This is a genomic window from Streptomyces sp. SCL15-4, assembly GCF_033366695.1.
Lineage (GTDB): Bacteria > Actinomycetota > Actinomycetes > Streptomycetales > Streptomycetaceae > Streptomyces.
Map to the genome: position 1 here is coordinate 8,265,765 of NZ_JAOBTQ010000001.1, position 23,230 is coordinate 8,288,994.

21 protein-coding genes and 5 pseudogenes are annotated in these 23,230 nt (G+C 69.3%); 10 read left to right on the forward strand and 16 right to left on the reverse strand.

Annotated features, from left to right (window positions below; translation table 11 throughout):
* Window positions 1-276 precede the first annotated feature (276 nt).
* The 3 genes from SCK26_RS37140 to SCK26_RS37150 form a co-directional block, all read right to left on the reverse strand.
* A complete protein-coding gene (locus tag SCK26_RS37140; protein ID WP_318205775.1) occupies window positions 277-1,848 on the reverse strand; it encodes an alpha/beta hydrolase in 1,572 nt (523 codons plus the stop codon).
* 180 nt (window positions 1,849-2,028) lie between these two features.
* Entirely contained in the window at window positions 2,029-2,337 is a 309-nt protein-coding gene (locus SCK26_RS37145) for an AzlD domain-containing protein (protein WP_318205776.1), read from the reverse strand.
* A 438-nt stretch (window positions 2,338-2,775) separates the two neighbouring features.
* Window positions 2,776-3,708 (reverse strand): NmrA family NAD(P)-binding protein, encoded by a 933-nt coding sequence (locus SCK26_RS37150; protein ID WP_318205777.1) that lies wholly within the window; start codon window positions 3,706-3,708, stop codon window positions 2,776-2,778.
* Between the two features lie 101 nt (window positions 3,709-3,809).
* Here SCK26_RS37150 and SCK26_RS37155 point away from each other — a divergent pair, with 101 nt between their 5' ends.
* Window positions 3,810-4,442 (forward strand): TetR/AcrR family transcriptional regulator, encoded by a 633-nt coding sequence (locus SCK26_RS37155; protein ID WP_318205778.1) that lies wholly within the window; start codon window positions 3,810-3,812, stop codon window positions 4,440-4,442.
* Between the two features lie 240 nt (window positions 4,443-4,682).
* Here the strand turns inward: SCK26_RS37155 and SCK26_RS37160 are convergent, their stop codons facing one another.
* The 4 genes and pseudogenes from SCK26_RS37160 to SCK26_RS37175 form a co-directional block, all read right to left on the reverse strand.
* On the reverse strand, window positions 4,683-5,171 hold the full coding sequence (locus tag SCK26_RS37160) for a carbonic anhydrase (RefSeq protein ID WP_318205779.1): 489 nt from the start codon (window positions 5,169-5,171) through the stop codon (window positions 4,683-4,685).
* 502 nt (window positions 5,172-5,673) lie between these two features.
* Window positions 5,674-5,870: pseudogene (locus SCK26_RS37165) on the reverse strand (DUF4872 domain-containing protein); the annotation flags it as partial.
* A 125-nt stretch (window positions 5,871-5,995) separates the two neighbouring features.
* The gene (locus SCK26_RS37170) at window positions 5,996-7,348 is read right to left on the reverse strand and encodes a uracil-xanthine permease family protein (protein ID WP_318205780.1); all 1,353 of its coding nucleotides are present in this window, start codon (window positions 7,346-7,348) and stop codon (window positions 5,996-5,998) included.
* Window positions 7,345-8,469, reverse strand: a complete 1,125-nt coding sequence (locus tag SCK26_RS37175; protein WP_318205781.1) for an aryl-sulfate sulfotransferase — start codon at window positions 8,467-8,469, stop codon at window positions 7,345-7,347. Before SCK26_RS37175 ends, SCK26_RS37170 begins: the two co-directional genes overlap by 4 nt.
* A gap of 192 nt (window positions 8,470-8,661) precedes the next feature.
* Between SCK26_RS37175 and SCK26_RS37180 the strand changes: the two genes are divergently transcribed.
* Window positions 8,662-9,216: a helix-turn-helix domain-containing protein gene (locus SCK26_RS37180; protein WP_318205782.1), complete on the forward strand. Its 555-nt coding sequence runs from the start codon at window positions 8,662-8,664 to the stop codon at window positions 9,214-9,216.
* 45 nt (window positions 9,217-9,261) lie between these two features.
* Here SCK26_RS37180 and SCK26_RS37185 read toward each other — a convergent pair whose 3' ends face one another.
* A complete protein-coding gene (locus SCK26_RS37185; RefSeq protein WP_318205783.1) occupies window positions 9,262-9,579 on the reverse strand; it encodes a membrane dipeptidase in 318 nt (105 codons plus the stop codon).
* A gap of 502 nt (window positions 9,580-10,081) precedes the next feature.
* Here SCK26_RS37185 and SCK26_RS37190 point away from each other — a divergent pair.
* Window positions 10,082-10,459 carry a hypothetical protein gene (locus SCK26_RS37190; protein WP_318205784.1) on the forward strand — a complete coding sequence of 126 codons (378 nt, stop codon included), beginning with the start codon at window positions 10,082-10,084 and terminating at the stop codon, window positions 10,457-10,459.
* Between the two features lie 4 nt (window positions 10,460-10,463).
* Window positions 10,464-11,117: a hypothetical protein gene (locus tag SCK26_RS37195; RefSeq protein WP_318205785.1), complete on the forward strand. Its 654-nt coding sequence runs from the start codon at window positions 10,464-10,466 to the stop codon at window positions 11,115-11,117.
* A 393-nt stretch (window positions 11,118-11,510) separates the two neighbouring features.
* Here SCK26_RS37195 and SCK26_RS37200 read toward each other — a convergent pair.
* From SCK26_RS37200 to SCK26_RS37210, 3 genes and pseudogenes are all read right to left on the reverse strand, one after another.
* A pseudogene (locus SCK26_RS37200) lies at window positions 11,511-11,594 on the reverse strand (IS5/IS1182 family transposase); the annotation flags it as partial.
* A gap of 247 nt (window positions 11,595-11,841) precedes the next feature.
* The gene (locus tag SCK26_RS37205) at window positions 11,842-12,474 is read right to left on the reverse strand and encodes a transposase (RefSeq protein ID WP_318205786.1); all 633 of its coding nucleotides are present in this window, start codon (window positions 12,472-12,474) and stop codon (window positions 11,842-11,844) included.
* Window positions 12,384-12,590 carry a winged helix-turn-helix domain-containing protein gene (locus SCK26_RS37210; RefSeq protein ID WP_318205787.1) on the reverse strand — a complete coding sequence of 69 codons (207 nt, stop codon included), beginning with the start codon at window positions 12,588-12,590 and terminating at the stop codon, window positions 12,384-12,386. Before SCK26_RS37210 ends, SCK26_RS37205 begins: the two co-directional genes overlap by 91 nt.
* Before the next feature lie 172 nt (window positions 12,591-12,762).
* On the opposite strand from SCK26_RS37210, the gene SCK26_RS37215 reads away from it, so the two are divergent.
* Window positions 12,763-13,251: a hypothetical protein gene (locus SCK26_RS37215; RefSeq protein ID WP_318205788.1), complete on the forward strand. Its 489-nt coding sequence runs from the start codon at window positions 12,763-12,765 to the stop codon at window positions 13,249-13,251.
* Between the two features lie 1,509 nt (window positions 13,252-14,760).
* Window positions 14,761-14,955, forward strand: a pseudogene (locus SCK26_RS37225) (IS630 family transposase); the annotation flags it as partial.
* Window positions 14,956-15,101: 146 nt separating this feature from the next.
* Here SCK26_RS37225 and SCK26_RS37230 read toward each other — a convergent pair.
* Window positions 15,102-15,527 carry a helix-turn-helix domain-containing protein gene (locus SCK26_RS37230; RefSeq protein WP_318205789.1) on the reverse strand — a complete coding sequence of 142 codons (426 nt, stop codon included), beginning with the start codon at window positions 15,525-15,527 and terminating at the stop codon, window positions 15,102-15,104.
* 75 nt (window positions 15,528-15,602) lie between these two features.
* Here SCK26_RS37230 and SCK26_RS37235 point away from each other — a divergent pair, with 75 nt between their 5' ends.
* Window positions 15,603-16,523: an NADP-dependent oxidoreductase gene (locus SCK26_RS37235; RefSeq protein ID WP_318205790.1), complete on the forward strand. Its 921-nt coding sequence runs from the start codon at window positions 15,603-15,605 to the stop codon at window positions 16,521-16,523.
* Window positions 16,524-16,949: 426 nt separating this feature from the next.
* Here the strand turns inward: SCK26_RS37235 and SCK26_RS37240 are convergent.
* Window positions 16,950-17,087 (reverse strand): annotated as a pseudogene (locus tag SCK26_RS37240) (transcriptional regulator); the annotation flags it as partial.
* Window positions 17,088-17,939: 852 nt separating this feature from the next.
* On the opposite strand from SCK26_RS37240, the gene SCK26_RS37245 reads away from it, so the two are divergent.
* The 3 genes from SCK26_RS37245 (at window position 17,940) to SCK26_RS37255 (ending at window position 20,243) form a co-directional block, all read left to right on the forward strand.
* Complete coding sequence (locus tag SCK26_RS37245) at window positions 17,940-18,854, forward strand: YceI family protein (protein WP_318206180.1); 915 nt, start codon at window positions 17,940-17,942, stop codon at window positions 18,852-18,854.
* 118 nt (window positions 18,855-18,972) lie between these two features.
* A complete protein-coding gene (locus tag SCK26_RS37250) occupies window positions 18,973-19,608 on the forward strand; it encodes a YceI family protein (RefSeq protein WP_318205791.1) in 636 nt (211 codons plus the stop codon).
* Between the two features lie 71 nt (window positions 19,609-19,679).
* Complete coding sequence (locus SCK26_RS37255; protein WP_318205792.1) at window positions 19,680-20,243, forward strand: GNAT family N-acetyltransferase; 564 nt, start codon at window positions 19,680-19,682, stop codon at window positions 20,241-20,243.
* A gap of 188 nt (window positions 20,244-20,431) precedes the next feature.
* On the opposite strand, the pseudogene SCK26_RS37260 reads toward SCK26_RS37255, so the two are convergent.
* The 3 genes and pseudogenes from SCK26_RS37260 to SCK26_RS37275 form a co-directional block, all read right to left on the reverse strand.
* Window positions 20,432-20,836: pseudogene (locus tag SCK26_RS37260) on the reverse strand (alpha/beta fold hydrolase); the annotation flags it as partial.
* Window positions 20,837-21,426: 590 nt separating this feature from the next.
* Window positions 21,427-22,587, reverse strand: coding sequence for a serine hydrolase domain-containing protein (locus tag SCK26_RS37270; protein WP_318205793.1), 1,161 nt, complete (start codon window positions 22,585-22,587; stop codon window positions 21,427-21,429).
* Window positions 22,588-22,797: 210 nt separating this feature from the next.
* Window positions 22,798-23,163, reverse strand: coding sequence for a hypothetical protein (locus SCK26_RS37275; protein WP_318205794.1), 366 nt, complete (start codon window positions 23,161-23,163; stop codon window positions 22,798-22,800).
* Window positions 23,164-23,230: the final 67 nt, after the last annotated feature.

Sequence of the window (23,230 nt, forward strand, 5' to 3'; positions counted from 1 at the left end):
CTTGGCGGGCCGGGGACCCGGCCTACGGCGGCTCCTCTGCCATCGGTGATGGCACGTCAGGGCTTTGGGGTTCGTGCGGATATGCCGGCGCGGGCGAGGATGGCGGGTGTGGCGCAGGCGACGGTGGGAGATGCGGAAGCGCAGGGGCGGGACGGACGACGTGCCATGGGCGAGGCAGCCGGGCACATGGAACCTCCCGACGCGGAGCCCCCTGCCCCGGACCCGTCTGTGGGAACCGCCCCGCCCGCGTGCGGGACCGGCTCCCCGGAGGGTGACCTATCGCCCTGCGGGGGTCTGCCGACCAGCCCCGCGCGGACCCGAGGCCTCGCAGGTCGGGTCGTGCGGGGGCAGCCGTCCCGTGCGCAGGTAGGCGTTGACCAGGTTGTCGACACACGCGTTGCCGTACTCGCCGTACAAGCCGTGCTGGCGGGCACCCTTCACGGTGAGGAGCCGGGAGCTGGGCCACTGCCCGCGCATGGCCTCGGCGCCGGAGTAGGGGGTGCGGGGGTCGCCGGTGGCGGCGACCAGCAGGGCCGGGACGTCGTTGTCGAGTACGGTCGGCGCTTCGGCGGGCCGGTCCCAGAACTCGCAAGGCGTTATGTTGTCGGCCACCGGCCCGGTCAGGGGGAACCGCTCGCGGGAGTCCTCGACCGCACGCCAGTAGCTGCCGACACCGCGCCGCTCCGCGACGTCGCCGCAGACGATCGCGGTCATCTGTCCGGCGGAGGCCGAGCCCGCGCCGGTCAGCAGGAATTCCAACTGCCCGGCCAGCTGGTCGGACGGTTCGACCGGTTCGCGATCCGCGGCGCGCGCCAGCAGCCGTACGGTGCCGGCCAGGTCGGCTCGCCGCTGGTCGAGATCGCTGCCGAGACCGCCGAGGAGGACGGCGGGCAGCACGTGCTCGTCCAGCAGGTACTCCTTTCCGATCCGCAGTGACCTCTGTGCCGCGGCGTCGAGGACGTGCTTCACGGTGGCCAGGACCTGGCCGCGCGTGGCGCCAAGCCCGTAGGTGCCGTCCCGCGTGGCGGCCCAGGATGCCCACGCGCGCAGGGCCGCCTCGTTGGCCGCCTCGGCGCCGCGCAGCAGGGCGGGGCTGTAGCGTGGCGGGAACATGACGCCGTCCAGGACCATGCGTCCGGTGCGGCCGGGGAAGAGCTGGGTGTAGACCTCGCCGAGGTAACTGCCGTAGGAATAGCCGACGTAGGACAAGGTGTCGGCGCCGAGCGCGGCTCGGATGACGTCCATGTCGCGGGCGGTGTTGCGGGTGGTCACATAAGGCAGCACGTCGCCCTGGGCGCGTTCGCACTGCCGGGCCAGCTCGCGGGCCACGGTGACTTCCTCGCGGTAGGCCGCCGAGTCGGTGCCCGCGGAGCGGAGCGGTGCCGAGCCGAGATTCCAGCCGCAGTCCAGGGGGGTGCTCCGGCCGACGAAGCGCGGGTCCATGCCGATCAGGTCGTAACGCTCGGCGACCGTTCCCATCACCTCCGACTTGGTCAACGGCATGTGGAGCCCGGGACCGGCCGGGCCGCCGTCGTTGAACAGCAGCGGGCCCGCGCGGTGGGCGGTGTCGGTGGCCTTCAGACGGGAGATGGCGACGGTGAGGGTGCGGCCGCCGGGCTTGGCGTAGTCGAGGGGCACGGCGATGTCGGCGCAGTCGGCGCCGGCGGCGTCCAGTCTCCGGCCGAGTTCGTCTCCGGGGCCGAGGGCGCAGGCGTGCCAGTCGACGTGCCGGCGGTGAAAGCGGGCTAATGGGTCGGGGTCGGCGGTGGCCGCGGTCGCGGTCGTCGTGAGGCCGGCGAGCACCACCGCACATGTCGCGAATACCGTGATGCGTCGGGAAGTTGGCATGACGACACGCTAGGTGCGGCGGACGCCTCAGCGCACCCCGGGAAAGCCCTGAAACCAGGTGGGGTGATCCCCCGAAGGCATTCAGGGCACACCCCTGAGATTCGCCGCCCGACGGCGTGAACCGTGGTGGACAAGGGTGCTTGCGGCCCTCCCGGAAGGGGCGGGTGGCTGGGTGGGCGGTCAAGTCGTCAGCCTGCGTACGGTGGCGGCCAGGAGGGCTGCGCCGATCAGGACGGCGGGCATGGGCAGTCGGCACCGGCGGAGGAGCGGGACGGCCGTCAGGGCCGCGAGGAGGGCGGGATCGACCGTTCGCCGCCTGTCGCCGGCGATCTCGGCGGTGACGAGTCCTGCCAGCAGCGCGGGGGCCATGAGTGCGATCACCGCCCGGGCGCGAGGGGGCAGCTCTCGCTCGCCGAGCGCAAGCGGACCGGCGGCTTTGAGGGCGAAGCCGAGGGCGGCGACGGCTGCGACGGCCGGCCATGGGGTCATCGCGGGGGCTCCGTTCCGAGCCGTTCGCTCGAGTGCCGCCGGCGCGGACCGTCCTGGTCCTCCTTCGGCAGGGGACGTGCCATAGCCGTCAGAGAGGCGCAGGCGGCGCCGACCAGCGCGGGCCCGGCAGGGAGGAGGAAGGACAGTCCCGCGGCGATGGTGCCGCACAGCAGCGTGCGGCCCTCCCCGAGTCGGTCAGCCCGCCTCCCTGCACATACCTCACGCCCCAGGGCTACCGGTGCCGATAGCCGGCTGTCAGGCGAACGGCACCGACATCACCCAATCAAGTTCAGTTGCTGTTCCGCCAACTCCGACCAGGTAGCGGTTGCGGTGAACGAACCCGTGGTCGGTCGTCACCGTCTCCGTGTTACAAAGCGGCAGGCCGGCCAATGGGTGCCGGGCGAATCCGGCATCCGCTCCGGCGGGCGCTGCCGAAGGTCACAGCGCCGGATGCCCATGGCCGGACGCGGGTGTCAGCTGCTCATCGGCCCACTCGGCGAAGGTGGTGAGCGGGATGCCCAACTCGTGGGCGAATTCGGGCCGGGCGGGCTGGAGGACCACGTTGTTCCACTCGTGTCCGGCTCCCCACTTCGGCATGCCCGCGTCGAGGGCCTCTTGCAGACTCATGGAAGGCGCGGTCACCGGCACGCCCCAGGCGGCGGACAAGGTTTGCGCGATCTGTTCCATCGTGCGCAGGTCACCGGCCAGTTCCAGTTCCACCCGGTGGAACCGGTCGGGGTCTCGGAGGGCGTGCGCCGCGGCGGTGCCGATGTCCCGCACGGCCACCAGGGCCAGTTCGGTATCCGGTTTCAGCACCGTCAGCAGGCCCCCGCGGGGTCCCCGGGGCGCCAGCTGGGGCAGGTTCTCCATGAAGAAGGCGGGCTTGATCACCGTCCAGCGGGCAAAGCCCGCGTTGCGTACCGCCTCCATGATCGCCTGCTTGGTGTGGAAGTAGTCGGCCATCGCCGCCCAGCGGCCTTCGGCCCAACCGGGGACCTGGGTGTGCTCACCGACTCCACTGGTCGAGGACTGCACGAACTGCCGCACTCCCTCGGCCTTCGCCGCCTCCACCAGGTTGGTGGCCTGGGTGAGCTCGCCCGCGAAGTCCACACTGGTATCGGTCATCGGCGGCATCTGCACGGAGAACACGGCGCGGACCCCCTCGACCGCCGGGCCGAGGGTGGCCCGGTCGGAAAGGTCCGCTCGCACCAGCTCGGCGCCCAGCGCCTCGATCGCCCGTGCGGGCTCCGACCACGGATCGCGTACGAGTGCGCGTACGGGTATCCCGGCGGCCAGGAGTGCGCGAGCTGTGGCCCCGCCTTGCCGGCCGGTGACTCCGGTGACCAGGACGGTATCGCTGTCGACGGGCATGGCCGCTGCTCCTCACGAGCCGGAGGAAGAAAACGGCGGGGCCCGCCGTTTTGTCTGCCGCTACGATATGGCGGGGCCCGCCGTTTAGCAATGGGGAGACCATGACCGGCCAACGCTCAGACGCCCGACGCAATTACCGACGGATCCTCGCTGTCGCCGAAGCCGAGGTCGCCGCGCACGGTGCCGACGCATCCCAGGAGCAGATCGCCCGGAGCGCAGGCGTCGGATCGGCGACCGTACGCCGCCACTTCCCCACCCGTCGGGCCCTTCTCGAAGCCGTCTTCCAAGAGCGCATCGAAGCTCTGTGCGAACATGCCCACCGGCTGAGTGCGGCCGAGGACGGCCGCACCGCCCTCTTGGAGTGGCTCCGCGCTCTTGTGGCCTATGCGGTCTCGGCCCGCGGATTCGCCAACATCCTCAGCTACGAGCCCCCCACCGAAGAACCCTCCGCGCACTCCTGTGGCATGAGAATCGAGGCGGCCGGAAATCCCCTGCTGCAGCGAGCCATTCACGACAGGGCGGTCGCACCGCATGTCACCTTCCACGACCTGCTGACCCTCGCTGTCGGCATCGCCCTGGCCACCGAGCATCACGAGGACCCCGACACCCAGGCCGGCCGCCTCTTCCGCCTCGCTGTGGAAGGGCTCAGCCCCGGGCACGGCACCGCTGGGGTGCGCGGGAACTCCGTCTCTTCGGAACTGGTGACAGAAAGCCTGCCGAACGAGCGCGCGTGACAAGCGGGATGCCTAGTCGGTGACAACTACCGAGCTTTGGATCAATTCGCGGGCCGATGCACAGCGCTCTGGCGATGGCCCGCACCTTCTGTCGCCCTGAATGCGCGGCCCTATGAGCAGCCCTCGGCAGACCGCCGGCCCCTCGCCACCCGCACGGTCGCTCCCCGCGAGCCGGTCGGCCCTGCCCGCATCGGCCGACGCGCCGTACGGCGGCAGGCAAAGGGTGCGGCGGGGACCCGGTCAGCGGACTTCCGTGAGCCTGCCCGTGGCCACGTCGAAGACGAAACCGCGGACGCGGTCCTTGTGGACGACGAACGGGTCGGCCTTGATGCGCGCGACGGACTGCCGTACGTCCTCCTCCAGGTCGGCGAACGCTTCCGCCGCCCAGGGCGGGCGGATGCCGGTGTCCTTCTGGACCGCGTCCTTGAACCCGTCCTCGGTGAAGGTCAGCATGCCGCAGTCGGTGTGGTGGATGAGGATGATCTCCTCGGTGCCAAGAAGGCGTTGGCTGATGGCGAGCGAGCGGATCTCGTCCTGGGTCACCACCCCGCCGGCGTTGCGGATGACGTGCGCCTCGCCGTCGTTCAAGCCGAGGATCGCGTAGACGTTCAGCCGGGCGTCCATGCAGGCCAGGACGGCGAGTTGACGGGAGGGCGGCAGCGGGAGCGGACCGGAGAAGGTCTCGGCGTAGCGGGCGTTGTTGGCGAGCAGCTCATCGGTGACGGACATGACGGACCTCGGTTCTCTCGTACGGGGAAGGGCACGGGCGGGGTGATGGCGCAGAGCGGGATCACGAGGCCCGGCTACAGAAACCGTCGAAGAGATACACACGACGCGAGGGCCAGAAGCCCGTCAACGTCGCGACCCAGGTCGGCATCACACCAGTGAACTCCTCAACGCCGGGCCAGGCAAGAGAATGCATGTTCGGCGCCGGCGCCGCGACGGCCGTCGGACCGCCGTAGGATCCGAGAGATCGCCCCCGCGGTGGCGAGCCTGTCCGTACCGCCGCCCGCCCCTGCTGCTGATCACTCACCAGAGCCACAACTGCTCGGTAAAGCCCCAACCCGCATGGCCGTGGTCACACCGGCGTCGGACCCGGCCACCGACCGCTACTGGGGGCTCAGGGAGACCGTCTCCCGGATGGACCTCTGATCCAGTTGGGCAAAGAAGCCGCCCCTGGGGGCGGCCTGGAACAGACCGCTGCCCTCCTGGACGCACCTTGCCGGGCGGCTCATGCGGGGAATGCAACCTTCAGGCGGCTCAGTGCGCGCATGGCGTCGCGTTCGATCCGGGAGAGGTCGCCGAGGACCGAGCCGGCCTGGTCGAGGCACTGGCATCGCCCGTCTCACCGGCCTTCGCGATCAGTGCCGCCGTGTGCGTCCACAGGCCGGCCGCCTCGGTGTACAGGGTGTGACCGATGCGCACGTGGTGGTGCGGCAGGCTGGAGCGCTACGGCGTGGAGGGACTCCAGGTCACCTGGTGACCGTCGGCCCTGCCGCCTGACTCCGGCTCTTCCGCGTTGCGCGAGCAGGTGCCGCAGGATGTCGGCGTGGTCACTCCGGTACACGCGGCTCCGCCGGGACGGCGGCTCGGCGCACCCGGTCGAACCGGCCGAGCAGCGCGGTGAGAAGGACCGCCGTCAGGGTTCCGGCGACGACGCCGCTGCCGAGAATCGTACGGGCCCACTCGGGGAACCCCGCGTACAGCTCCGGGCTGAGCAACGGCAGCAGTCCCACCGTGAGCGCGAGCGCGGCCGTCAGGTTGCCCGTACCCGGACCGGACAGGTCGGCTCGGCGGAGCATCTCGACGCCCATCACGGCGATGACGGCGTAGACGACGAGTGCGGAGCCGCCCACGACGGCCTCGGGCATGCCGGCCAGCGCCCGCGACACGGGCGTGACCAGGCCGACGACGATCAGGAGCACGCCTGCCCCGGCGGTCACGAAGCGGCTGCGCACCCCGGTGAGCCGGCCGATGCCGATGTTCTCGGCGCTGGTGATCATGAGGGATGTGCCGAACAGCCCGCCGGCCAGGGAGACGAGGGCGTCGGCGCGGGCGACGCGCGGAACGTCCCGTTCGGGAGCGGGGGTTCGGCCCACGGTCTCACTGTTGAGCACGGTCTGCCCGGTGATCTCGGCCAGCGTGGTGAGGCTGAACACGAGCAGCGGAAGGGCGGCCACGAGGTCGAAGCGGGGTGGACCGAAGGGCAGGAACGCGGGCAGCGCCAAGCCCTTGCCGGCCGCGGGGGCGAAGGCGCCGAGTCCGGTCGTCACCGCTACGACGGTTCCGGCCGCCATCCCGATGAGGACGGAGGTCTGACGCCAGACTCCGCGCAGCAGCACGTACGCGGTGACGGTCGCCGCGACCGTGAGCGCGGCCAGGAGCACCGCGCGCGGCTCGCCCCTGCCGTCCGGGCCGGTGACGAGCCGGGCGGCGACGCGGATCATGGCGATCCCGATGAGCAGGACGGTCACGCCCATGACCAGGGGTGGGAAGAGCCGTACGACCAGGGTGTACAGGGGAAGTACGGCGAGCAGCAGCGCTGCCGCCAGGAGGACGGAACCGGTGGCGGTCGGCGCGCCGTGTTCCTGGGCGATCTGGAGGAACAGCGCCGTCGCGGCACCGCCGGGCAGCATGACGAACGGCAGGCGGCCGCCGATCCGCCACACCCCGAGGGACTGGAGCAGGGCGCCCGCGCCGCACAGCAGGAGGACGGCGCTCAGCAGCGAGGCCGTGGCACCGGGCGGCATCCGCAGGGTGCCGGCGACGAGGAAGACAGTGGAGACGGGGGCGGCGATCAGCGCCAGGACGTGCTGGGCGGCGAGCGGCACGAGCCGCCGCAACGGCACCCGCGCGTCGACGGCTTCGGCGGAGCGGGAGGCGGCAGGGGCCGGGATGCTCGTCATGCCGTCACGTCCAGCCACGGGATGTCGGCCGCCGTGTAGCGGTAGGCGCGGAAGACGGCGTTGGGTTCGGACGGGAAAAGGCCCCGGACCTCGCTTTCGCGGTAGCCGGCGAAGTACGGGACGACGTACTCCCAGCACAGGTAGCCGTCCTTCGTCACCTCGAACAACCGCCCGGACGGAGAGTCGGTCACGAGCGTGTTGCCGTTCGGCAGGCGCTGTGCGGAGCCCATGAAGGGCGCGAAGAAGAACTCGCGGGCCGGGTCGTGGTACTCCCACACGATGTCTTCGCCCGCCCGGTCGATCTCGATGACGCGGGAGTACGGCACGTCGTGGCCGGGCCGGAAGACGCCGTTGTCGAAGACCAGCAGCCGGCCGTCGTCCAGTTCGGTGGGCGCGTGCTGCTGGCTGACCGTGCCGGGAGGGCTGCGCCAGAGGATCTCGCCGGTCTCGCGGCTGATGACGACGACGGCCGATACGCTGCGCAGGCTGGCGAGGATGTTGCCGTCCCGCAGAGGCGTGACACCGTTGATGAGGGGCCAGTGTTCACGGGCGTACGCCTCGTGCAGCGGGAAGGACGCGCGGTCGAGGTGCTCGGCGGCGCGCCAGGACCACAGGAGTTCATCGTTCGGGCCGACCTCCCTGATGGTGTCCGCCCAGACGATGCCGCCCGCGGCTTCGGAGCCGGGCGCTCCGCCCTGTACGGCCGCCGCTTGGGCGCCGGTCAGGGCCTCCAGGGCCGTATAGAGTATCCGGCCGTCTTCGAGGTGGTGGGCGTCGTGGTGCTGGAGGGGGTCGCGATGCTCGCGCAGTACCGTGCCGTCGGGTGCGGCGCGGAGCATGACGCCGCCCCGGTACCTGTGCCACATCGGGAAGAGGGCCTTCTCCCCCGGGAGTACCCCGTTGTAGGCGAGGGTTCCGTCAGCCAGGAGACGGGCGTGACGGCCGGGCCGGTAGGGGAGGTCCCAGCGGTGGACGGTGCGGCCGTGGATGTCGACGAGGTAGACCTCGCCGCTGCCGGTGAGCGGCGCGTAGAGGGTGTAGCCGTCGCACACGGCCGTCTCGTCGAGGGCGATGAGACCGGTGGGACGCCGGCGGCGTGAGTTCTGGTCGATCGATGGCACGTCGCAACTCCTCGTTCTTTCAAATTTTCTTTGATGTGATCAATTGAATTTGACAGTAGAGACGTTGTGTGACGGGCGTGTGTCGGCAGTACGAAACCGCCTGCGGCCTCTCGGCGGGTGCCGCGTAAGGTGCCGTCAGGCATCGGCGACCAGCGAGAACGGCGCCGCGGGGCGGGAAGGGACGGGACAACCATGGAGGCCGGGAACACACTTCGGGTCGGTGCTGCCGTACGCCGTCGCCGCCGGGCACTCGATCTGACGCTCGCCGAAGTGGCACGGCGCAGCGGGCTCTCCTCGCCGTTCCTGAGCCAGATCGAGAACGACCGGGCGCGCCCCAGCATGCGCTCGTTGCAGCGGATCGCGGACGCCCTCGGCACCACGGCGGTACAGCTCCTCGCGGCCTCGGACGAGACCCGCACGGTCGACGTGGTGCGCGCGGGCGACGACAGCGGACTCGACCGACAGGCGCGCGTGCGGCCGGTGGTGCGCGGCCGACATCAGCTGCACGCGCTGGAGTTCGTCGGCGAGCACGAGGCGGACCGCGAGTTCCTGCACCGCAATGACGAGCTGATGTACGTGGCGGACGGCTCGGTCGAGGTGGAGGCCGAGGGGCGGATCCACCGGCTGGGGCGCGGGGACACGCTGCTGCTGTCCGGCGGCGTCCGGCACCGCTGGTGCTCCACGGAGCCGGGTGCGCGGGTCCTGGTGGTCGCTGTCGGCGACCACGTGGAGGTGGTCGAGTCCTGACGGGTGACACGGCGCGCCGGTACGCCAGCCCCGGTGCGGCGCGGTTCAGCCCCGAGACAGCAGGGAACAAGGGCTTGCTGCGAAAGCGTATCCGACTCCAACCGGTGCTACACGGTCGGCATCGGCTGACTGCGCACTGCCTGCCAGCGCCCGGCCGTAGGCGGTGAGCCCCTCGTCGACCTCGTCCAGGCAGCCACCGCCGGCGGCGTTGCGGTTGTTGTAACTGGGCAGCATCGTGCGGACACCGAGATCGTAGAACTGCCGCACCCGCTCCAGCCGTCCCGCGAGCGGACCGGAATCCTCCAGGTCGAAGGCCACCGCCACGTTCCCGTCACGGCCGACGGCTAGCAGTGCTGCTCCCACAGCAAGCGCGGGCGGCGTGGTACTGAATCTGCGTGTGCCATCTCAGGGATCGTGCCCATCTCTTCCCATCCCCAGACCGGACCCCTTCAGCCGGAATTCCTCCCAGCGGGCTCGCATCACCGGACTTCTCGCTGTCACGTCGCTTCGAGCGGTGCCCGCGCTCCGCACGCGTGCGCCGCCCGAACCCGAAACCGTTGTCGCGCCGGCGCGCAGCTCGTGCTCACTTGGACCGGTGCGCTCGGCGCTTCACCAGGAGCCGGGTCGTATGGCACGCTGCGGCCATGTGCCTGCTGGAGAACCTCGACGACATCGAGCGCCCTCTGGAACAAGCGGCGCACCTCCGTTCTCGAACCGCGTCGTCAACCGTGCGCACCGGAGCGGACTGTTGCATGGACAGACGTGCGACCAAAAACTCAATGGGCTGAATTCCGGAGCAGATGCGGCACTCACGGCTTTCGTGTCACCTGTCGCCGTAGCGGCGCTCCTTCTTGCAGTCCCAGCCATGCCTGCACACGCGGCTACGTACTGGAACAAGCACGTCAAGTGCGAGGCGGTCGACCCGGACGGCCGCCGGATCCCCACCCGCCTGGGCAACGGCGAACTGGGATGGAACCACTTCTCCGGCAAGCACAACATCAGGAAGTACGCGCTCGTCAATATTCCCCTCCGGGACGAAGTCGACAAGGTTGACGGGGCCGATCTGCAGTACTGGGGGTGGGCCTCACACCGGGCCCACGGGCGCGTCAAACTCATCGTGAAGGCCCGCTACGGTCGCAGGACGGACGACAGGCGTTACGACGCCGGAGGAGGACACGTGATCAGCGTGATCACCGCCTGCTGCAACGGCATGCGGAAATGTCCCGACTGGGTGAATGAGTAATGCGGTGAGCGACGACGAACGCGAGATCGAAGACCTCCAGGTCGAGGTAGCCGCCCTCCTGTCGGACCACGTCTACGCCCCACTCCTGGAAGACCAGCACGTACGCGGAGTCCTGCCCGCCCCGTTGCAGACGCCGGCTGTGCGGGCGGTCCTCGGTGACCGGACCGAGACCAACCCGGCGCGGCTGACCGCGTACGAGATCCCCCTCAGAGCCGGCGAGGACCTGCGCACGCCGCACGACGTCGTCGCCCTCCTGCGGGCCGTGCACACCGGAACCCACATCTACCCGCGCAGCCGGGTCACCTCGGTCATGGGCATGGACCTCTACCTCGTCGACCCGGCCGAGGTGACGCAAGCCCCGTTCACCAAGGACGACTGGGCTGCCACACTTCTGCGCTGCCTGGCACATCCGACTGATCCTGTCGAGGAACGGCACGGGGCGCGGCTGCGCGGCTTCCTGTTCCGCGACGGGGGAGTGCTGCGCCTGTACATGGACAGCGACGAGGTCGCCGGAGTGATCGCCGCCGAAGCGCGGCTGGGCGGTGCGCTGACCGCGCTGCTGGCCGTGCTGCCGTCCCTGCTCGGCGAGGAATACCGGATCTCCCAGGAGCCGGACGACCCCCACTGCCGGTATCTGGTGGATCTCACCGACTGGTGAAACCCCGCACCGGGCCACCTGCCGCATCAGCGGGCTGCCTGCCCACCTGGTTGGGCAGCCACCGCCCAAGTCACCGTTCCGGTGCGGGTGTCGTTCGCGTCAGTGACGGGTCTCTTGACGCGGACCACGAGAGGCCCTGGTGAGGAGCCCCGGCTTGCGAGGCAGACAGGTGGTCAGCCGCTGCCTACACCGCAGCCGATCTCCCAGGGCCGAACCCGCTGCGGCAGGCAGCACAACAGGCGCTGACGACCACAACCTGGCATCGACAGGCCGTAGCCCCACCGCCAGATGCAGTCGGGGGCGAACCGGTGCCGCGGCACGGGGCGCCGTCGGCAGGCCGGCCAGGAACGGCGGTCGGGGGGCGGCGCCGGTGTCAGCGCGGCCCGGGAAGCCGATTCGATTCGGGCGGCACCGGGATCGGCGGAGAATGCGCCAGGACTTCAATCGTGGCACACCGAGCTCGACCGGTGCCCGGCTGCGCACGGCGCACGGTGTCGGGTCGGTATTGCTCAGGTTGAACTCGTGAAGTCGACCAGTTTCGGTCTACGTACCCACCCTGCCGACTACGTACGAGGCGTCTGCGATGCGGGTATTGGCGCGGGTCCAAGGGGTGGGGCAAGCGTCCCCAAGCGCCGACCTCCCCTCCCCACGTCCCTCACCCGCCCCTACGTTGGAGTGAGCACGAAACACGAAGAGTCTCCGGGAGGCAGACCTCAGTCGGTCGTCATCCCTGTCCCGTAGCAAGGAGAAGAGGAACCGTTGGCACCGCCATGGGGGCCATCGGCGCCGGGGTGAGCGCCGGCGGTATCCGGGTGACCGTCAACATGATTACGCGGGTGAGGTGCGTGAGGTCGGTGGCGGCGAAGTCGGCCAGGTGCCGCTTGAGGAGCGACCAGATCCCCTCGGCCGGGATCAGCTCTGGTGCGCAGGAGGGCATCTGAAAGATCTGTAACCAGTCCTTGTGCTCCTCGGTGAAAGCGGCCAGCTCTCGGACCAGGTGCAGGGTCAGGTTGTCCCAGCACCACACCACCGGGGTGCCGAGCTGGATGCGGGTCATGACGATCAGGTCGCGGTACTGGCGCCAGGTGAACGCCTTCGCCTCGCCCCGGCGCCCGTGCCAGACGTGCAGCTTGAAGAAGCACCGGCAGCGGCGTCCGGCGCGGTGACAAACCACGCCGGCGATGTTGCCCCGTCCCCGGTTGTGACCGCGTACCCGCACCACCGGCCGGGCTCGGCGCGGTGCCCGGGTGTGTCCCTTGGGCGGCCTCAGCTCCTGGCCTGCCTCGTCCTCGCAGCGAATGTGGGCGCCCAGGTCCGCCGCGGTCCTTTTACCTGTCCCCACACCTCGGCCTTCCACATCCTGATCGCCTCGTCGTCGCGTTCGATCGCCCGCCGCAGGGGCACCTGTGCGGACCGGCCGTGCCGCCGCAACAGCTTCCACATGCTTTGGATCGTGTACCCGACGTGATACATCAGGAGCTCCAGAGGTCGACATGCGCGGTTGCTGCCCCGTGAGCAAGGTGGTTAGCTAGATTTGGCAACACGAATCGGGGAGCTGCTCGATCACTACCCCGCATGAGGACTTCATTCCCGCGGACCGCCGTACCTGCGCTATCTGTCAAGCCTAGGTATGCGAGGTGTGAAGATGAAACTCGGACATGCTGTGGCAGTCGCAGTTCTGCTGGCTCCCATCCCATTCGCGGGTATGACGGATCCCGCTGCGGCGGCAGCCGTTCACATCGTCACTGTCAAGGTGGAACTGATTGCCAAAGATGGGCCGCCGTTCTGGGACATGAAGCGAATCACGCCCCCGCGGAAGAATATCACTCTTGATCACAGTAAGCGAACAAGGAGTGTCACGTTCGAAGTTTGCGCAGATGGCGCCATTGCTGTACTGAAATTGCGAGCTACCCTACTCGGCGACGAAAAGGTTGCCGTCAGGCCGAATCTACTACTTTACGATGGGCCGCCTTGTAGCAGTAATGACCTCGCCGCCTCGGTCTATCCTTCGAGTCAAGTGATAGCCGGGGGTACGGGAAAGACGGGCTGGGAAATACACTTGCCCAGCGAGAAATTCGCCTCGTTCGATTATGCCCACACATCTATTGATGTCAGCCATAACCTCTGGCCATAACAACGACTAACACCTTGACGTGGTCCGGTGCTGACGGCCGTTTCAGAGCCGACACTTGAGCGTTCGCGACGGAGGCTCCTCGAATCGCCTGTTGCCTCATTACCCGAGGGGTGCCAGCTCGACACCCCATCCGGCACAGCGAGCCGAGCCCGGCGCACATCCACGAGCCCGTCGCCGACGCGGCCTCCACCCCGCGAAGGTTGCGTTCACCCTGCCGTCTCGCTCGGCTCGGCCACCGCCGTGCCCAGCTCCATCACTCCGCCCCAACCCTGCCCCGCGGCGTCGTACTGCCCGGCCCCAGCTTCCGCCGTCCTGTACGACGACGCGGTCGCGTGGGGAAGGTGCTGCTGCTCACGGCGGGCTCGCCCGTCCCGCGCGCCGGTGCCGTACGTCCGGGGGCCGCCGTTCGGTCCGCCCTGTTCGGCTTGGCCACCGTCAGGCTCCGCAGTCCCGCGCCGACGGCCGCGCATGCCGCCTGGCGCGTGCCGGCTCCGTGCGCCGGCCGTGGTCGGCGCGTCGTCGACCGGGTCGGCCGGTCTCCGGCATCACGCGGTGGCGGTTGGTCCGAGTCTACGCTGAGCGCCTTCACATCTCGGGAAGTTCGGTTGGTACGGAGGAGCGCGCTCGGGCAGGACTTCCGGCAGTTGCGGGGCGCCTACGCGGTCAGCGCAGCGGGCAGTGCCGTCGGCATGGGGGCATTGCCGTTGATTGCCCTCCTGGTGCTGGACTCCTCTGCGTTCCAGGTCTCCTTGCTCTCTGAAGCCGGGCGGGTCCGTCCGTTTTCGGTCATCCCTCAGGGACCGGGAGGCAAGGGACGGGCAGGGGGTAGGCGCGTAGGTATGGATGGCACACGATTGCGGCAGGACAAACGGAGCCCCCAGGAAGCGCGTGCCCGGGGAACCATGGGAATCTGGCGATGGGCCAGGTGGGTGGCGCTCGTCCTTGCGGTCGGCTGGGCGGTGAACTGGGTTGTCAATCTCGCCCGGGGTGAGGGAGGACGGGATCTGTGGTGGCCTCTGGTCAGTACCGTCATCTGGGCAGGACTGACCGCGTACGGCTTCAGGACCTACCGCCGGATCAGGACAACGACTTTGCCCACCGTCACCGGCCGTCCGCCTGCCTGACTGCCCCCCTTGCCCGGCGCCGGCCTCGGTCGGCCCGCTTCCTGTCGCCTGCCGTAGGAGTCGGTCGACCCCCGCGCCGGCAGGTCGACCTGTGACACGGCGCGCAGACCTGGCGCGGCAGAAACCGAGGCAGGCCAAGGAAGACGCCCGCCTTCACCGCTTCAGCGGGTGCTCCGTCTCTACCGGCACGAGGCAGCGGTGCGGGCGGACTCCGGCCGTGCCCCTTGGACAGGCGCTGCGGGAGATGTTCTCCCGGCGGCGGCCTGCTCACCGAGGCGGATGGTCGCTCGCTGGCGGGCTGTAGCCGACCCCATCGCCACGCACGTGCACCCGGCCGGATTCGACCCCGACACGGGCGCGCTTACCCTGTGCGGGGCCTCCGCCGCTCTGGTCCCTGCTGCGGCGCGGCTGGATCTCCAACATCGCCTCCAGCACCCCCGAACACCTCGTCCAGCGCATCCGACGCGGTGTCCGCCACATCCAGTACCGCAGCCACCTCAGAGACTGTCGCCTCGCCGAAACAGGACTGACCATCAATCCCAGATCACCGAAGACGACATCACAAGTGCAAGCTCAGTGATGACAGGGAGGGTTGGCGACTCCGGCAGCGGGCGTGAAGAAGGCTGCTGTCGGCTCGGAACTTCGTGATCATCCGTCAGCTCTGGCCGGCGGCCGATCCTTGGAGCATGCGCGACGGCGATGGCGTCAACGTGGCGTGGTCGAGAGTCATGGACCGGGTACGGGCGGCTCCGCCGCCACGCCCCGGTCGTAGTTCGTACGGGCGGTCTGGACTTCCTCGATATGGCATTCGGCCCATGCCTTGATCGAGGCCATCACCGGCAGCAGGCTGCGGCCGAGTGGAGTGAGCTGGTAGTCCACCCGGACGGGTACCGACGGGGTCACCGTGCGGGTGAGCAGGCCGTCACGTTCGAGGGCACGCAGCGTCTGGGTGAGCATCTTCTGGCTGACTCCGGCGATGATCCGGTTCAGGTCGCGGTACCGCAGCGGCCCGTCGGCCAGCGCGTTCAGCACCAGGCTCACCCACTTGTCGCTGATCCGGTCCAGCAGCTGCCGGGCCGGGCAGGTGGCGAGGTAGGCGTCGTAGGCGGCGCGCTCATCGGCGCGGCGCTGAGCGGCGTTGCGGGTGGCCATGGCACTCCCGGGTCGGGTAGGCACTCCGAAGTGCGTACTTCCCGGTGGAGAGTAACACCCCATAGGTTCGTGCACATGAAAGCTGTGATCATTCGTTCCTTCGGTGGCCCTGAAGTCCTTGAGATGGCGGAGGTACCGGTGCCGGAACCGGGTACCGGCCAGGTCCGGATCCGGGTCACCGCGGCGGCTGTCAACCCGGTGGACGTCCAGACCCGCTCCGGCGCGCTCACGGCGGCCGGCCTGCTTCCTGAGCGGGAGGTCATCGGCATCGGCTGGGATGTCGCCGGCATCGTCGAGGCGCTCGGGCCCGAGGTCGTCGGATTCCAACTCGGCGACGCGGTGATCGGGTTGTCAGACCGGCTGGCGCTGTCGCTCAAGACGCAGGCCGAGTACGTGGTGCTGGACGCGGACGCGGTCGCTGCGGTGCCGGCCGGCACCGATCTGGTGGCTGCGGCGACCCTGCCCTTGGGCGGACTCACCGCTGCTCAGGCACTCGATACCACCGGGGCCAAGCCCGGCGACACACTGCTGGTCACCGGAGCGGCGGGGGCGGTGGGCGGCTACACGGTGCAGCTCGCCGCGCTGGCCGGCGTGCGAGTGATTGCAGTCGCGGGCGCCGACGACGAGGAGTTGGTGCGCGATCTCGGCGCGGACCTCTTCGTGCCGCGGACCGCGGACCTGCCCGCGGCGGTGCGCGGCCTGGTGCCCGGCGGCGTACACGCCGCGGTCGACGCGGCGTCCGTGGGCATGCCGGCGCTGGACGCGGTGCGCGGCGGGGGCTCGCTGGTCAGCGTGCTGGGCAACGCGCCGACGCCGCTGCGCGGCATCCGGGTGGGCAATGTGTGGATCCGCGCGGACGGCCCCCGCCTCGCCAAGCTGGCCGCCGCCGGACTGCGTCCGCGGGTCGCCGACGTCCTGCCGCTGGACAAGGTCGCCGAGGCGCATCGCAGGCTGGCGGCGGGTGGGCTGCGCGGTCGCCTGGTGCTGGTGCCTTGATGCGAAAGGAACGGACGACGCAGCCGACCGTGACGGCGGGGTAACGACATCAGCCGCCGAACGGGGCACCGATTCGGCGACTTGGGGACTCGACGATTCCGGCGGAGCGGCCGGTGGCCAGCAGACGGCAGCGATCGCCGTTACAACCGGCGGTACGGCCGTCGCCGCATGCAAGGTGTGGGTTGGACGGTTCTCGATGCTGGACCCGTCTTTCCGGGGGCAGCAATGCGGTGCCGACCACAGGGAGGCCGACGGTTCTCTGTGGCTCGGCCAGTCCGCCGACCCCGGGTTTCGAGGCATGGCGGGCGAGGAACCGGGCGAGGACCGCTCGTGTCCTGACAGGTAGCCCGGCGCGCAGGGCAGCGGGCATCGGTCACTCGTCTGAGTGACGGGACAAGCAGACTGCGCATCCAGATCAATGCCCAGGACTACCCGCAGCAACTGCAAGCGCTCGTACGACTCAGTGCCCGGGCGGGCCGTGTGGATGCCGAGTTGCTGGTTGTGATCGGAGTTGACGAGGACCTCGCAGTCGAGTTCGAGGATACCGATCGCAGGATGCCGGAAGAGGTCGACGATTCACTCATGGCCGACTCCCGGGCCGTGCTCTTCACCGTCACCCGACGCTCCGCCTCCAGGCCTGGGGACCGCTCGCCCGGGGCAGCCTCACCGCCGACCCCGACACGCCGGTGAGTCGGGGTCGTCGCGGATCTCGCCCGGCGCAAGGGGACCACAACCACAGACCGTCCCCCTGTGGTGGCTGCAACGCCACCCGGTGGGCATCGTCCCGGTCATCGGCACGGCCCGGCCCGAACGCATCGCCGCCTGCCTGGACGCGGCCCTGCTCGAGCCGGACCTCACCCACGAGGAAAGGGGACGCACTGTGGGTCGCCGCGCGCGGCGTGTCCCTCTCCTGCAACGAGGAGCGGAACTCGGAGCAGGCGAATCCCCGCGTCAGGTGACTCGGTGCGCGCGAGGCCGGCGCGCAGCAGGCCGATCGACGGGCAGTGTGGATATCGAGATACTCGTCGATGTCTGGCAGCGCCTCCTTCTCACCGGCCCACGGAAGGACGGCGGCACGACGAGTTCTGTGTCAGGCCCGTGATGAATCCGCAGATCGGTTGTGAACATCCGGTCCCTTTTCCGTGCCGTTCACCACAGCATTGCCGCAAAGCAGCGAATCGAGCTGTGGCGATATGGCCGGTCGATGTACCGATATGTGGCCTCGCCTCCGTCCCCAGGTAGGTTGAGCAGCTTCGACACCGGTTCGAGTGACCGACTCGCGGAGCGCTTTATGATCGTCGGTGAACTACTGGCCTTGCGTCCGTCCTCCTGTCGTCCACATTTCTGGGCGACCGGGAATGCAAGAACTCTGAGCGAGTCGCGTGACCGAGACGCAGGAGAAGAAGGGTGAACTCCATGGCTCTCGGGCTGCTCCGTCGTCGGCGTTCCCGTGGTGCCTCCGGTGCCGTGTCGAGCATTTCGGTCCCGCTGCCGCCCGGCGCCGGGGCGTTCGGCTTCGAGGTGCTCGATCCCATGGGGCAGCCCATGGGCGGAGCCGAGGTCACCGTGACCGCGCTGGACAGCCACCGGATCGCGACGCGTGGCGCCACGGACCCCCACGGCTACTTCATAGCCACGCTGCCACCCGGCTCCTACAGCGTGATGATCGTGGCCGAGGGCCTGTCACCCGCCCGCGAGGACCTCGACATCGCGGCCGGGGTGGCCCGGCCCACCGCACAAGTCACGCTCCAGCCCGCCCGCCAGCTGGAACTTCCGACAGCCGGTACCTGGCTGTTCGACCCTCCGCACACCGCGATCCGGTTCATCGCCAAGCACGTCGGCATGGCCCATGTCCACGGGCGGTTCACCCGCTTCCAGGGCAGCATCCGCATCGCTCCGAACATGGCCGACTCGCAGGTGGCGGTGCGCATCGACGCCTCCAGTGTCACCACGGGCAACAACACCCGCGACAATCACCTGCGTTCGGCCGACTTCCTGGACGTCGAACGCTACCCGTACATCGACTTCACCAGCACCCGGTTCGCCCACCGCGGCGGCTCCAAGTGGACCGTGCACGGCACCCTCACCATGCACGGCACCAGCCGCTCCGTCGGCCTCGACACCACTTACCTCGGGTCGATCAACGGGGGCTACGAACAGGAACTGCGCTGCGCGGCCCTCGCGAAGGCCGAACTTCATCGGGAGGACTTCACCCTCAACTGGCGCTCCATGCTCGCCCGCGGCATCGCCGTCGTCGGGCCGACCGTCCAACTGGAGTTGGACGTACAGGCGATGTACCGCACCCACGACACGCCCACGCCACCGAAGTAACGCTGGGTAGCGGGTTCACCGTCGACCGCGTCCACCTCGGGCGGGATCACCGATCGGGGCAGCGCCCCGGCGACACCTTGGCAGCACAGAGCAATCAGATGGAAAAGGGCTCACGATCATGGGTATCTTCGGCCGACGCCAGACCGTCGTCAGCGAGCCGCCCCCGGCTCTCGCGGGGGCCACGTCCCAGGGTGTCGCACTCGACCCGGCACTTCAGGCCCTGACCGGGCGATGGACGATCGACCGCCCCCACAGCCACATCGGATTCTCCGTACGGCACGCCATGGTGACGACGGTCCGGGGGGCTTTCACCGATTACGACAGCACGTTGTACTTCGACGGAGCCCAGCCCTCCGAGTCGCGGGCCGACCTCGTCATCCGGGTCGCGAGCGTCGACACAGGCGTGGAGCAAAGGGACGCGCACATTATCGGCGCCGACTTCTTCGACGCGCGCCAGTACCCGGAAATGACCTTCCACAGCACCTCCACCGTCCACGAAGGCGGAGAGACCTTCCGCATGACCGGGGACCTGACCATCCGCGACGTCACCCGGCCCGTCGACCTGCAACTCGACTACCTCGGCTCGGTGCTGGACCCATTCGGCTTCGAGCGGGCCGGCTTCGACGGCACCACCACCATCGACCGCACCGAGTGGGGCCTGGTCTACAACCAGCGCCTCAAGGCAGGGGGCACCATGGTGAGCGAGAAGGTCCGGCTGCAGTTCGACATCTCCGCGATCCGGTCGACGTCGTAGGCGGCGTCGGGAGCGCCCGGAGCCGCAGGAAACCGTTGGGCCGCTCGGCTTGCTCAAGGCATGATCGGCTCGTGGACACCTACCTGGAGACCGAGCGTCTCACCCTGCGCCGCTTCACTGCCGATGACGCGGACCTGCTGATCGAGCTGGACAGCGACCCGGCGGTGATGCGCTACCTGACCGGCGGCAGTCCCACCCCGCCGGAGATCGTCCGCGAGCGTCATCTGCCGAACATCCTCGCCGGCTACGAGAAGTGGGGCGGCCTCGGACTGTTCGCCGCGCACGAGAAGGACGGCGGCGCATTCATAGGCTGGTACATCCTGCGTCCCGAGCCGGAGGGTCCGCTCGGCGAGGTCGAACTCGGTTACCGGCTGCGGCGGGCGGCTTGGGGCAAGGGCTATGCCACCGAGGGCTCTCGGGCTTTGCTGGCCAAGGCGTTCACGGAGCTCGGTGTACGCATGGTCTGGGCCGAGACGATGTCCGTGAACCGCGGTTCGCGCAACATCATGGAGAAGCTCGACATGTCACTCGCGGACACCATCCCCACTCCCTCCGATATGGAGATGGTCGAGGGCTCCGAGCATGGCGGCGTACGTTACGAGATCACCAAGGAACAGTGGGAGCGGCAGCGCTGAGGTCGCACGTCCGGCGCCGAATGCAAGGGGAAGCGGACCGGGGTGGCATACGGGATTCGGTCAAGCGCGGGTGTTTGGTGCGGCCGTACGGACACAGCGAAGAACGCTCGTACACGAGGCAGGAGTTCGGCTGCGACCGGCTCACTTCTTCTTCGGATCGGGATCGAGGTCGAAGAAGTGCGTGCCGGTGGGCGCCAGTGCGGGCCGGCGATGCTGGAGCTGTCGGCGATCGATGCCCTCACCATCGCTCCACCGTCCGGCCAGGCGGCGACGAATGGTGCACCACCGGCCGGAACACCGGAGTCGAGGAAGACCGCGTGTGCTGGCCGGCCGCCGATCCGCCCGGCGGCCTGACCGCTCGGGATGCCCGAGTAGCTGTGGCCTACGAGAACGACTGCACGGAGGTCCTGGCGCTCGGCCTCGTCAACGATGTCCTGGACGTGAGTCTGCTGCCCGGCCGGCACATCTTGCTTCTCCGCGATACCGGACAGCGTCAGTAGGTGGACGCCATCAGTACAAAGTTCGTCATGGCCGCACCGCAGCGGAGCAGCCCGACGACCACTCCGGCAGTACTTTCGAATGCCTCGCCGCATCGCCCGGCACCTCGCCACGATGGGGCTGATCAGAGCCGCGGACGCGGAGGCCACATAGCGCGTCGAGGGGATCGGCGCGGAGAAAGCCCCGGTCGTCGTCGCTGGACTCGCCGAGCTGGCCGAGCAGATCGACCGGCTGGCGGCGGCTGGGCCCTCGATGACCAAGCCGGGCGTCACTGCGCCCGTCCCGGAAGGGAAGGAGACGAAGGGCGACGCCGCCGCGGGCCCGTTGGCCGGAACAAGAAGCCGTGTGTCCTGGAGGTGTCATCGGTGGCCAGGTGTTTCGTGCGCCGGCCGGAGGTCGCCGGAGGCGACGTACCGTCCCGGCAACAGCGTCAGCGGCGTCGTCGGAGGGCCGGTGATCCCGCCGGTCAGCGCTTCTGGGTTCGAGATGGAGATCGGCGGGAATCTGGTCCGCGGCCTGTTCGGGGAACGGCATCCGGACCTGGCTGAGCCGCCGCTCCGCGAAGTGGTGGGCTGCCTGGGGCGACCAGCCGTCCGTTCCGCCGCCGTACGGCGAGGCCGTTCATGCGGGCATTGGCGCGCCTTGGCCACGGCACACGTCTCCGCCGGCGGAGTCCAGCAGTCCCTCAGGAGCCGCAGAACTCGGCGTCGACGACCCGCTGTTCGTGGACGTTCCAGTCGCCGTTGAAGTTCATCGACAGCACGTGATCGCCGTCCGCCGTTGCCGTGGTCTCCGAGATGGAGCCCTGGATGCCGCCGTTGTGCCCCCATACCTCGGTGCCGCATGACAACGTCATTTTCATCAGTCCCAGGCCGTAGGAGAAGTGCGGCACGTTCCCGACCGACACGGTCGTCATCATCTTCTCCAGCTGGGGCTTCTGAAGGAGCCGGCCGGAGAACAGGGCCCGGTAGAATCGGTTGAGATCGCGGTTGTCGGAGATCATCTCTCCGGCGGCGCCCGCGAAGGAGGGGTTGAACTCGGTGACATCGTAGGTCGCGCTGTCCGGTTCCCCGGGTCCGGCGAGTTCCCCGGTCAGCTTCGAGTAGGCGCGCCCGCTCGGCCCCGGGAGCAGAGGGCTGGCCCCCGGCACACTCGTGGAATCCAGACGCAGGGGGCGGAGGATGCGGTGCTCGATCTCGTGGGCGTAGGTGTGTCCGGTGGCCTTCTGGATCACCATGGAGGTGATCACATAGTTGGTGTCCGAGTAGCTCCAGCCGTCGCCGGGGGCGAAGGCGGGCCGGTGGGAGATGGCGAGCCGGACGACCTGGCGGGGCGTCCAGGTGTCGTAGCGGTGCCGGAGGAAGTCGGTGCTGAACTCCTGCCTTTTGAAGGCTTCGTCGTCGGTGTAGCTGTAGATGCCGCTGGTGTGGTTGAGGAGCTGCAATAGTTTGACCTTGCTGCCGTCGTTGCCGTTTCCCGCCACCAGACCCGGCAGCCAGTCGTCCACGGTGTCGTCCAGGCTCAGTTTTCCTTCGGCTTCCAGCTGGAGCATCACCGTGGCCACGAACGTCTTGGTGATCGAGCCGGTCCGGAACCGGTCATCGGTGCGCGGCTTCCGGCCGGTCGCCAGATCCTCAGTGCCCGCACGCCCCGCCCAGGTGGTGTGCCCCAGCTCGGCGAGGGCGATACCACCAGGCGGACCTTCTCGCACGACCGAGTCCAAGGCCGCCTGGGTGGCCCCGTGCCCGCCGCGTGCGGCCGACGCGTCCTCGGCGTCCGCGGCCGACGCCGGCAGGGTGAGGCCAGCGGTGATCGCCGCCGTCGCCAGCGCTGCGACGGCGGCCACCCGCAGCCTGCGCTCACCGCGCCTGCGGCCACCCCGCTCGGACGAACGTGCCCCGACTGCCGCACGCGTGTGCTCGTACACGAAGACTCCCGGTTGGTGGGTGACGACTGAACCGGGCCCAGTATTTTCGATCAAGGTCGGGGCCCGGAATACCGCCAGCCACCTGCTTACGGGTAGGGCTACCCTCACCCGGTGTGCCGGTCGGCTTCTTCAGTCCCGCGGCAGTGCGGGGTGATGACTGCCGCGCCGGGACTCGCCCGCAAGGGCATCGGGCGGTCCCGACACCCGGGCCGTCCGGCTCACTCGGCGACGCTCGTTCAGCACGGTCCCGGCGAGCCGCTGCCGCAGTCGCAGGTCCACCCGGACCCGTGCCAGTTCGTCGGCGTTCTGATCGACCGTTTGGCGCTGGTAGGCGACTTCCACGGCGTTCCAGGTACCGACGGGATTGACCTGTGCCTTACAGCGGGCGTCGGCGGTGGCTACGGCACGCTCGCGGGCGGAAGCCGTCCTCGTCCGCCAGACGGGGTCCGAAGCGGTCTCCTCCGGGCGGGCGTTGCGGTGGCCGTGCGCTTTCATGCAGGCGGACCCACCGGGCGTACGCCTTCGTCACCCGGCCGTCTCGCCGTGACGCCGCGAACGTCTC

Coding starts and splice junctions, on each gene's coding strand:
- SCK26_RS37245 (WP_318206180.1), top strand. CDS start 17,940: ATGGCTCTCGGGCTGCTCCGTCGTCGGCGTTCCCGTGGTGCCTCCGGT.
- SCK26_RS37275 (WP_318205794.1), bottom strand. CDS start 23,163: ATGAAAGCGCACGGCCACCGCAACGCCCGCCCGGAGGAGACCGCTTCG.
- SCK26_RS37235 (WP_318205790.1), top strand. CDS start 15,603: ATGAAAGCTGTGATCATTCGTTCCTTCGGTGGCCCTGAAGTCCTTGAG.
- SCK26_RS37230 (WP_318205789.1), bottom strand. CDS start 15,527: ATGGCCACCCGCAACGCCGCTCAGCGCCGCGCCGATGAGCGCGCCGCC.
- SCK26_RS37180 (WP_318205782.1), top strand. CDS start 8,662: ATGGAGGCCGGGAACACACTTCGGGTCGGTGCTGCCGTACGCCGTCGC.
- SCK26_RS37145 (WP_318205776.1), bottom strand. CDS start 2,337: ATGACCCCATGGCCGGCCGTCGCAGCCGTCGCCGCCCTCGGCTTCGCC.
- SCK26_RS37160 (WP_318205779.1), bottom strand. CDS start 5,171: ATGTCCGTCACCGATGAGCTGCTCGCCAACAACGCCCGCTACGCCGAG.
- SCK26_RS37170 (WP_318205780.1), bottom strand. CDS start 7,348: ATGACGAGCATCCCGGCCCCTGCCGCCTCCCGCTCCGCCGAAGCCGTC.
- SCK26_RS37210 (WP_318205787.1), bottom strand. CDS start 12,590: ATGTATCACGTCGGGTACACGATCCAAAGCATGTGGAAGCTGTTGCGG.
- SCK26_RS37250 (WP_318205791.1), top strand. CDS start 18,973: ATGGGTATCTTCGGCCGACGCCAGACCGTCGTCAGCGAGCCGCCCCCG.
- SCK26_RS37155 (WP_318205778.1), top strand. CDS start 3,810: ATGACCGGCCAACGCTCAGACGCCCGACGCAATTACCGACGGATCCTC.
- SCK26_RS37215 (WP_318205788.1), top strand. CDS start 12,763: ATGAAACTCGGACATGCTGTGGCAGTCGCAGTTCTGCTGGCTCCCATC.
- SCK26_RS37150 (WP_318205777.1), bottom strand. CDS start 3,708: ATGCCCGTCGACAGCGATACCGTCCTGGTCACCGGAGTCACCGGCCGG.
- SCK26_RS37190 (WP_318205784.1), top strand. CDS start 10,082: ATGCCTGCACACGCGGCTACGTACTGGAACAAGCACGTCAAGTGCGAG.
- SCK26_RS37140 (WP_318205775.1), bottom strand. CDS start 1,848: ATGCCAACTTCCCGACGCATCACGGTATTCGCGACATGTGCGGTGGTG.